This is a genomic window from Syntrophomonas sp. UBA5494, assembly GCF_002426325.1.
Genome location: NZ_DIPG01000147.1, coordinates 8,188 through 17,391, shown reverse-complemented (window position 1 = coordinate 17,391; position 9,204 = coordinate 8,188). Strand labels below are relative to the sequence as shown.

General features: G+C 49.1%; 11 protein-coding genes and 1 riboswitch. All 11 genes read right to left on the bottom strand.

Translation table 11 applies throughout. The features are described 5' to 3' along the window. Positions 1-1,389: carbamoyltransferase HypF (gene hypF / locus B3W37_RS16500; protein WP_483176470.1), on the bottom strand; the 1,389-nt coding region annotated here is incomplete at its 3' end. 132 nt (positions 1,390-1,521) lie between these two features. Continuing rightward, the gene (locus tag B3W37_RS16495) at positions 1,522-1,986 is read right to left on the bottom strand and encodes a hydrogenase maturation protease (RefSeq protein WP_483169368.1); all 465 of its coding nucleotides are present in this window, start codon (positions 1,984-1,986) and stop codon (positions 1,522-1,524) included. Between the two features lie 11 nt (positions 1,987-1,997). Further along, the gene (cybH, locus tag B3W37_RS16490; protein ID WP_483169366.1) at positions 1,998-2,648 is read right to left on the bottom strand and encodes a Ni/Fe-hydrogenase, b-type cytochrome subunit; all 651 of its coding nucleotides are present in this window, start codon (positions 2,646-2,648) and stop codon (positions 1,998-2,000) included. 13 nt (positions 2,649-2,661) lie between these two features. Continuing rightward, a complete protein-coding gene (locus B3W37_RS16485; RefSeq protein WP_483169365.1) occupies positions 2,662-4,110 on the bottom strand; it encodes a nickel-dependent hydrogenase large subunit in 1,449 nt (482 codons plus the stop codon). Continuing rightward, positions 4,110-5,174, bottom strand: a complete 1,065-nt coding sequence (locus B3W37_RS16480) for a hydrogenase small subunit (protein WP_483169364.1) — start codon at positions 5,172-5,174, stop codon at positions 4,110-4,112. Before B3W37_RS16480 ends, B3W37_RS16485 begins: the two co-directional genes overlap by 1 nt. 84 nt (positions 5,175-5,258) lie before the next feature. Beyond that, complete coding sequence (gene hypB / locus B3W37_RS16475; RefSeq protein ID WP_483169362.1) at positions 5,259-5,918, bottom strand: hydrogenase nickel incorporation protein HypB; 660 nt, start codon at positions 5,916-5,918, stop codon at positions 5,259-5,261. Between the two features lie 6 nt (positions 5,919-5,924). Further along, a complete protein-coding gene (gene hypA / locus B3W37_RS16470; RefSeq protein ID WP_483169361.1) occupies positions 5,925-6,269 on the bottom strand; it encodes a hydrogenase maturation nickel metallochaperone HypA in 345 nt (114 codons plus the stop codon). A 118-nt stretch (positions 6,270-6,387) separates the two neighbouring features. After that, positions 6,388-6,511: riboswitch (molybdenum cofactor riboswitch) on the bottom strand. Between the two features lie 310 nt (positions 6,512-6,821). Further along, positions 6,822-7,622: a CooT family nickel-binding protein gene (locus B3W37_RS16465; RefSeq protein WP_483176469.1), complete on the bottom strand. Its 801-nt coding sequence runs from the start codon at positions 7,620-7,622 to the stop codon at positions 6,822-6,824. A gap of 7 nt (positions 7,623-7,629) precedes the next feature. Continuing rightward, positions 7,630-8,229 (bottom strand): FmdE family protein, encoded by a 600-nt coding sequence (locus B3W37_RS16460; RefSeq protein ID WP_483176468.1) that lies wholly within the window; start codon positions 8,227-8,229, stop codon positions 7,630-7,632. A gap of 22 nt (positions 8,230-8,251) precedes the next feature. Next, on the bottom strand, positions 8,252-8,683 hold the full coding sequence (locus B3W37_RS16455) for a DUF3842 family protein (protein WP_483169357.1): 432 nt from the start codon (positions 8,681-8,683) through the stop codon (positions 8,252-8,254). A gap of 229 nt (positions 8,684-8,912) precedes the next feature. Next, positions 8,913-9,059, bottom strand: a complete 147-nt coding sequence (locus tag B3W37_RS16450) for a hypothetical protein (RefSeq protein WP_481038562.1) — start codon at positions 9,057-9,059, stop codon at positions 8,913-8,915. Between the last annotated feature and the right edge of the window lie 145 nt (positions 9,060-9,204).

The window sequence follows — 9,204 nt, the reverse complement described above, 5'->3', positions numbered from 1 at the left end:
GGGATGCATGTCATGTGCTATGATGTTGGGTTCCACCGCCAACATTTTTTGGAAACGGTCAATGCCGGCAAGAAAATTGATATAGTTGTGGTAATGATTCAAATCCCCCCAGTGCTGACTTAAAAATGCCTCATCACCGCGAGTCAGACAAAAGGTGTTCTTCATCTCCCCCCCTACGGCCAATACGGATTTATGTCCGTTCATCCGGGGAAGCTTGATGCCCTGGGGCACGAATCCCCGGGCGCGGCGGATGATGTTGGTGGTTTTTAAGGCTGTACAGCTTAGCACCGAATCATCACAGGGATTGAAGATCTGCCGGTTGTGAATAAAAAAATAGTCGGCCAGGCTGTACAGCTTTTTCAATGCCTGATAATTGTCGGTGATAATCGGCTCATCGCTGACATTGGCGCTGGTCATTACCAGCAGGTCCAATTCTTCATCAAACAGCAGATAGTGGAGGGCGGTATATGGCAGCATCACCCCCAGAGTATTGAGGCCGGGGTGCAAGAGGTCTCCTGGAATCACAGGATTGTTCAGGCTCTTCATCACTACGATGGGGGCCTGTCTTGAAGCCAGCCAAGCCTCTTCCGGTTCGGAAATAAGGCAATATTTCCTGGCCGCTGTAAGGTCTCTGGCCATCACCGCAAATGGTTTGGCATCCCGCAGTTTGCGCTGCCGCAGTTGGCGTACTGCGTTGCGGTTGCTGGCATCCACCGCCAGATGAAACGCTCCCAGGCCCTTAACCGCTACTATAGCCCCTGATTTTAATACATCGATAACACTGGCATGATTTGCCTTACCATCCTTATCCGTCAAGCATACCCCGGGGCCGCAGACCGGGCAGGCGTTGGGCTGGGCATGAAAACGCCGGTCGAGTGGATTCCTATACTCGGCCTCACACTCAGGACACATGGGAAACTCTGCCATGGTAGTCTTGGCCCGGTCATAGGGCACATCCTTAATGATGGTAAAACGCGGTCCGCAATTGGTGCAGTTTATGAAGGGATAGCGATAGCGCCGGTCACCAGGATCAAGGACTTCCCTGCGGCAGTCGCCGCATATGGCGATATCCGGGGATATCATAACCTCACGGGTTTCTTGCTTGACACTCTCCAAAATTACGAAATCCGCAAAATTCTGTATAGGAAGCTCTTCTTCCTGGCAGCTCCTGATTACCGCCAGAGGAGGAGGCTGTTCCAGCAGGGTGCGGATAAACTCATCTACTCTTGAGGTTAGCCCTTCAACTTCTATGAACACCCCGCTGGACGAATTCAAGACCCAGCCTTTAAGTCCCAATCCCACCGCCAGGCGGTATACGTGAGGCCGAAATCCCACCCCCTGGACGATTCCTTTAATAGTAAAACGTTTACTGCTTATATGTTGAGTCATATACTACCCCCACCGCGTTGGCGGATATCGGGACAATAATCGTGAGAAGCAGTGGTTTAAACAGCCTCGCAATGGCGGAAAGACCGGAATTTCTGCCCCAAAGCCGTTAGCATGCTTGAAGCAAGCGACTATCTACTTACTGTCTATAATATGATGAATCTCCGCTTCAACCAATTCCAATAACCGGGGTATTTTCTCCGCGATTACCGGGCTCAATTCCATGCCCAGTTCGACCTGGTATGGTTCAACCCCGAAGACGATTACCTGAGGGTGGTACCCCATCAGGTTAACCATCTTGATGGCTTCGGTGAAATGCAACTCGTGCAATGAGGTCACTGCAGGATTGCTTATCAGCCCCAATTCTTCCAGAGGGGCCCGGTATATGGTACCGGGCTCTCCTCCGGCAGTCATGGTATCTACTACAATGATGTGATCTGCGCTGCAGAATACATCCAAGATTTCGAAACTGGCGATGCCTGCGTCTACCAGTTCAACCTGTTCCGGCCAGGGGCGTTCAGACAACTTCTGAATCACATAAACACCCAGGCCGTCATCCTTCATCAATACATTTCCGATTCCAGCCACGATAAGCTTCAAGGCAAGCCTCCTTAGGCACCCAGACTGCGGCCATCGCTGTCTGCAGTATGGGATTCACCGGGGGCCCCATGGGCTCCTGCCGGAATCTTTCCGGTAAACATGGACATAAGCACCGGGATGCCTTCTGATACATCCAGATAAACGTGGACTACAACCGACAATACGAATAACCAGTTGACCACATAGTGAATAATGCGGACGGCTAATAGCCCTCCCATCCAACCAGCCAAAGCCGGGAAGGCATTGGGAGCGTAGAGCACAAAACCGGTTATAATCTGCACCAGTGCCATAAACAGCCAGCCGGTATACATCATCTTCTGGCCGGGATTATACTTCCCGTAATAGGGATGGCTGTCTGCCATAAATAGATAATACTTGATCATGCTGGGGAAATTGAGGGTGTCTTTAATAGGCCGGAATACGATATTATGAGCGTCTTTGGCCACGATGGCATAATACACCCGTCCGATCACCCCAAACAGCAGGACATAGGCCATGGCAAAATGGAGCATACGGGGGGTATCCATGTTTGAAAACAGCCACCTGAAGCTGTTGGGCGCATGAATATAGAACCCGGTCAGAATCAGCAGGGTAATACTGATCATATTACTCCAGTGAAACAATCGAATAGCTATGGAGTGCCGGTTTTCCATTTTTTTCATTTATCAACACCCCCTAGTTTACGATGAACTGGCTGATCTGTTTCTTGTCCGGAGTCATAACATGGATGGCGCACCCGAGACAGGGGTCCATTGATCTGATGATTCGAACCACTTCAATGGGATTGGCCGGATCTGCCAAAGGCGCCCCCATAATAGCCTGCTCCATCGGCCCGGCCACATTGTTTACATCCCTGGGACCGGCGTTCCATGTAGTAGGAACCACGGCGTTCAATACCTTGGTGCGTTCATGCTCGATTTTATGCCAGTGTCCCAGGGCTCCGCGGGAACCTTCAGTGAGGCCCATACCCAGTGCGTCTGCAGGTATCTTGTGCGGAGCAGCTACCGGTTCGCCCGGCTTCAATTGCAATGCCCATTCTTTCATGGCAGCCGCCATGGCTGAGGTCTCCACCGCCCTGGCAAAGTGACGTCCCATAACGGAAAAAGCCTTATTGGGACCCATTTCCACCAGGTCTTTTTGCTTGAGCACCCACTGGCGGGCCAGAGGCCCTACTTCCATGGGTTCTCCGTTGTAGCGCGGGGCTTTCAGCCAGGAATAAGCGTTTGTCTTATCCGCATCGGGTTCGACTACTGCCATATCCGGACTGTTGCCGCCGGTGTCATCCTTATACCAGGAGTATTTGACTTCTTCTGTTATCAACGAAGGATCGAGTTCTTTGTACTGTCCGCGTACATACACCCCGCTGGGGAAGAATTTCTGTTTTTTAATATGGTCCTCCCCTTCTTCGAGAGGGAATCCGCCGTAAGCCAGCATATTCATGCAGCCGCGCCCGATATCGAACCAATCTGAATATACTCCCGCCACCGCCTTCACGGTAGGAACATATACATTGTTTATAAAATCAGTCAGTTCTTCCAGGCGCACCAGGAATTCATAAATTTTTTGAGTGTCAGGCAGTTCGGTAACCCCGCCGGGAACGATGGCCTGAACATGCGGCATTTTGCCGCCCCAGATGGCCAGCATCTCCTGGGCTTTGCGGCGCATTTCCAGGGCTTTCAGGTAGTTATTCACCGCCTGAGCGTTGATGTCGGCAGGCAGCCTGTAATCCCCGGCGTATTGAGGATTCAACGGCATAACCCCTTCCGGGGCCTTGACATAGTCCAGAGCCGCCAGATGGAAAAAATGCAGAATGTGGGATTGTATATAATTGGCTCCGAAGATCAGATTGCGTATAATCCTTCCGTTTGGAGGCGGTTGGATACCAAAAGCATCATCCAGAGCCAGGGTGCCGGCGGTGGCATGAGCGGTAGGACATACCCCGCAAATGCGCTGCATAATCTGCTGAGCATCCCGGGGATCCCGGCCGCGCATGATCAGTTCCAGTCCCCGGAAAAGAGTGCCACTGGTGCGGGCGTCTATGACTGCCCCGTTTTCAACCTCTACTTCCACCTTCAGATGTCCTTCTATACGAGTTACGGGATCTATTATGATTTTCTGCGCCATTAGTTGTCACCATCCTTCTCATCACTGTGCTTTTTAGGGCCAATACGCCCGGTGGCGATATTGCCGGCTAAATGTCCGCCAATGCCGACTGCGGTAGCTGCCCCCAGCACAATCCCGATCTGATCAGTGGTAGCGGTAATACCAGGAGCGATAGGCATCTCAGGCACACGCGCATATACCGGCCAGCCGGGAAATTGTGGTTCGGTGCAAGCCAGGCAGGGTGCACCTGATTTGATACACCAGTTTGTACCGCCATTCCACAGGCGGGTGGTGGAGTCACAGTGAGCGATAGGACCTTTGCATCCTACTTCCAGAAGACATCCCGGTTCACTCAAGTTCTTGGCAAATATGGCGTTGTCGAAATATTGCCTTCTGGGGCAATTGTCATGAATGATATCCTTAAAGAACATGGTCGGCCTGCCAAAGCGATCCAGCTCAGGTATATCATTGTATAGCAATACATGGGCAATAGTACCCACCATCCAATCGGGATGCGGAGGACAACCGGGTACATTTATATAAGGAACGTTTTTCACAATATCGGGAACCGATTTACAGCCGGTAGGATTGGGCGGAGTAGCTGGAATTCCGCCGTATGCTGAACAGGTTCCGAAGTTCAAAATGGCTGCGGCTTTGCTGCCCACTTCTTTTACCAGGTCTACGAAAGTAATGTGGTGCCCGTCTCTTTCCCCAACCATACAGAATTTTCCGTTTGCACCAGTGGGGACCGCCCCTTCAACTACCAGATAGAATTTCCCCTTGTACTCTTCGGCGACTTTAAAGATCCCTTCCTCCATGGCCAAATCCCCAGCGGCCCCGGATATATTGGGATGATAACGTAAGCTGATAACCTCTAATAAAACCTTTTGTATGTCAGGATGTACGGTGTTGAGTAAAGATACTGAGCATCCGGTACAGCCGGCCCCTTGCAGCCAGATTACCGGGGGCGCACCTGCTTCAGCCGCCTCGGTAAGTAGTGGTGCCAGCAATGGCGTCATTGATATCGCTGCCGCACTTCCGGCACAAAGACGTATAAAATCACGTCTGCTTAGTTTGGTAGGCATTTACCTATTCCCCCCGAAACAAATTTTGTGAATAAGCTGCCATATAATCCCAATCACTATTTTTCTCTCTAATCTAGCTTGGCTTTAAAAGTGCTGCTTTCCCACCTCCTCTAACAACCATTGGTTCCATTGATCTATTCCTTCACCAGTGCGACCTGAAACTCGAAAAACTTTAACCATAGGATTTACCAGTTGCAGGTCCCTGCTGAAAGCATCCATGTCAAAATCTGTATATGGCAAAAGGTCTATTTTATTGAGTACCACTGCCCTGGCCTGGTTGAAAACCAGGGGATATTTTAATACTTTGTCATGACCCTCGGTGGTACTCAAAACCACGACCTTAAAATGTTCGCCCAGGTCAAACTCGGCCGGGCATACCAGATTGCCTACATTTTCTATAAATAACAGTTGGATGGGATGATGGGCCAGGCGGCGCCAGGCCTTTTCCACCATGCTTGCATCCAGATGGCAGGTACCCTCGGTATTGATCTGCACCACTTCCACGCCCTTGTTTTCAATGCGCATGGCATCCTGATCAGTGTACAGATCGCCTTCGATTACGCCCAGCCTGATGCGCCCTTTGATACCTTCAATGGTTTTTTCCAACAGGGTGGTCTTTCCCGAACCGGGCGAACTCATCAAATTGACCACCAACATTCCGGCCTCTTTGAAGATGCGGCGGTTCTTTGCGGCCAGCATATCATTAGCTCCCAAAATATTGGTTTCCATACGAATTTGAGCCATTTCTCATTAATCCCCTTCGTAGAATTCGATAAATAATTCCCGTCCGGTAAGCATCTGAGTGTCACTGCTCCCGCAGTAAGGGCAGAAAAGCCGGGACGGCATCTCAGCAACGTATTGTTGCTGACATTGCTGGCACTGACAACAGATCTCCCTTTCTTCGATCAGCAATTCCGCATCTTTAAACAGCTCTTCTTGAGCCAGGGTTTCAAAAGCGAAGCTGAGGCTATGCGGCAGGGCCATGGAAAGCTTGCCGACAACCAGTTTGATACGGCTTATTTGTGTGATCTGGTTTTTGTCTGCGCTGTTGCGGATCAAATCCATCATCCCCGCTATTAAAGACAATTCGTGCATATGTGCTCCTTCAGGCCGATTACGATTACACGAAAAAAACAACTAAAAACCCGGACTCGTAGAGAGGCCGGGTAATTAAACACAAAAAGCTAAGCAGGCGCATTATAGCGCTAACGTCTGCCGTACCAAGACATCTCCTACTCACAATACGGGAAGGCATAATCGTTTCCAATTATACCCCGGCCAATTAACCATAGCTTTGCGAAAGCCTTAGGTCTGTTGGCTTGGAGAATTATTTAATTGTAATTCATAAAATGATGTTAACTATCTATTCTAATTCATCTATTCTAATTTATATATTCTACCTGCTAAATATTTTTCCTGCAATAGAGCGTTGCAATTTAATAACAAAGGTTTCGGTTGCATTCAGGCAAGTAAATCAGTTGTAAACCTTGGCTGCGGGTGTAAAGATGGACATGGGAAACACCTCGCCCAGTCAAAATAAAACCATGAAGCGTTTCGGTTTCATCCCGTTACAACTTCATGGTTTTTTAATGACTTTAATCTGATAAGACTATTTCCAGTATCTCCCCTTAACGAGGAAAATTAAATTTAAACACCTTTGACCAGGGTAAAAGTGCTTATTATGCCATCATGTTCAGCGGAAAAAAGATAGTGCCCTCGTGCTGATAAAAAGAATTTGGCCTGACCTAGATGGTCTGTCTTTTGCCGCCTCGGGTATTCCCGACCACCGGCGCCGGCATAGGTGGCCTTTATTTCAACACCCGCCAGAGGCTGGCCATTTGTTGATAACTGCACCTCATAATATTCGCCGATGCGGGCATGGCTGTATCCGCTGGGTACGATCTCCACAGGCAGACCTACGGCCTCAATGTGATGATGATGGTGATGACCAATTTCAACCAGGATTTTGGCATACAATTGCTTGTTTCCAGACTGCTGGACGATCACCTGAATCAGTCCGTCAGCTTCCTGCCCGGGGTGAAGCATATACTGCCCTTCATGATGGTGAATCTGCAGATCGCGTCTCCCCCCGCTATTGGCCATAAAAGCTGTTACGCCCCCCAAATCGGCATCTTTTTGGGGCTGCATATTATATCCCTTAAACAGCTTCAGGCCGACTTCTTCACCTTCATGAAAATGGCCGTGGTCAGTATCCGGTTCCAGCCACAACTCTCCTTCCCTAACTACGGCCTGTTGAGGGATCTCTTCAATTATGATGCGGTGGTGCACCAGTTCCAGTTCACGGATACGAGCCTTGATGACCTTGCGTTCCCCAAATATATTCTCCATGAACAGGGTGTGTTCTTCCCCGGGAATAACCCTATCCACCTTTTCCATCAAGAGTTCTTCCTGCCCGTCGCGCAGCAGATAGACATTGGCTTCACACATGAACGATTTACCTCCTTTGCAGGTCAAAACAGGGTATGCATAATACCCCATCCGCTGTTTTAATCGCCCTCGGTTCCATGACCCCCTCTTTGCAATGACTGCAGGTCAGGGTCGAATATATACTGGCTTTTGGAGGCAGTTTTACATCAACATCCTGCCAGTCAAACAGCTCTTCATAAGGGCAGGTCATCAACTGCTCAAACAGTTCTTGCAGAACTTGCTCCATTTCTTCCTTTTCAGCCGGATTAAGATCTTCACGGCCTTTGAGCTCACGATAACGCTGTCCGGTTTTCCCGCTAGAGGCTGATCTTCGCTGAACAATTCGCACCGCCCGGCCATCCTGGCGGTTAATTACGGTATAGACCGCTTTCCCATAATCTTTAAAAATTAAATTGCCTTTGCCGAAGGTACAACCCAGAATGGCCTGCAAGGCATCTACGCCACAGGAATCCGTTTCCACAATGGCCACAACATCTTCATCCTGGTCCCGCTTCAGGTCAAGATGCTGCATAGCCAACTGAGAGGCTCGAACTCCCATCAATAAACCGGGACAGATATGGCCGTGGAATTGTATGGCTAACTCTAACGGGGTCATGTCTTTACACATATAATAAACCACCTTTCATTCTCTACCTGTCGGCATCTTGGCACATCTGGCAATGAGCTCGAACTCTGGCTACCAGTTGATCTACCTGAAGGGGCAAAGGCTCATCCTGACTGCTGCTGATTTCTATATTACAGCGATTCATGGGTATCAATATCTTCATGGCCGGAGAAGATGCAACGGCTTCAGCCATGCGCGGCGTCAATTCCCCGGCGTAGCTGTTAGCAACAATTACGGCTACCGAACCGGCAATCATATCGACCCGTGAAGCACACCAAACCACCGAGTTTTCCCCACTGGCCCCGTCATTCGCTCCGGCTTTCAACATGACCGATGTAGCCACCGCATTGGTTCCCACCCCGATAATATATACTTCTTGTCCAAATTCCTTGCGCAGCTTTTCAATAATTAAGCGGCCGATCCCGCCCCCTTGACCGTCAATCACAGCGATTTTCAAAATCTTCCCTCCGCTTGTCGATTATTGGTTGATAATTGAGTTTTCTGAAGCAACAACCGGCACGATCATCTTAGAACTGTCCTTTTTCTGCTTCATAATAACATTTGAATGAAAAAAAAGAAACCACAGAACGACCATTGTAACAGGGGCCGACCTTCGTGGTTCGTCTTGTATTTATTCTGTTATGTTATGTTATGTCAGTCTTAACAGATGGCCTTCCTGACCACCGCTATTTAACCAGTTCCTCTGCCAGGGCTTTGCTCTTTTCTGACAATTTCAAGGCCAAACAGGCCGCATCTTTATTCTTGCCCAGAATCAAGGTGGAGGCCAGATCAGCAAGCAAGTTTTTTAATTCTAATAACAGTTTGGTTGCCATGATAACTCCTCCATTTCGATTCCTGCAACCTTGACACATTATTCGATTTCATGTTTTGGTTGTTATCTAATGTATTGGATGCATGTCTATAGTTTAATTATATACATCCATGACAGGAATTCGTACCCCTTTTTTAATTTCCAGC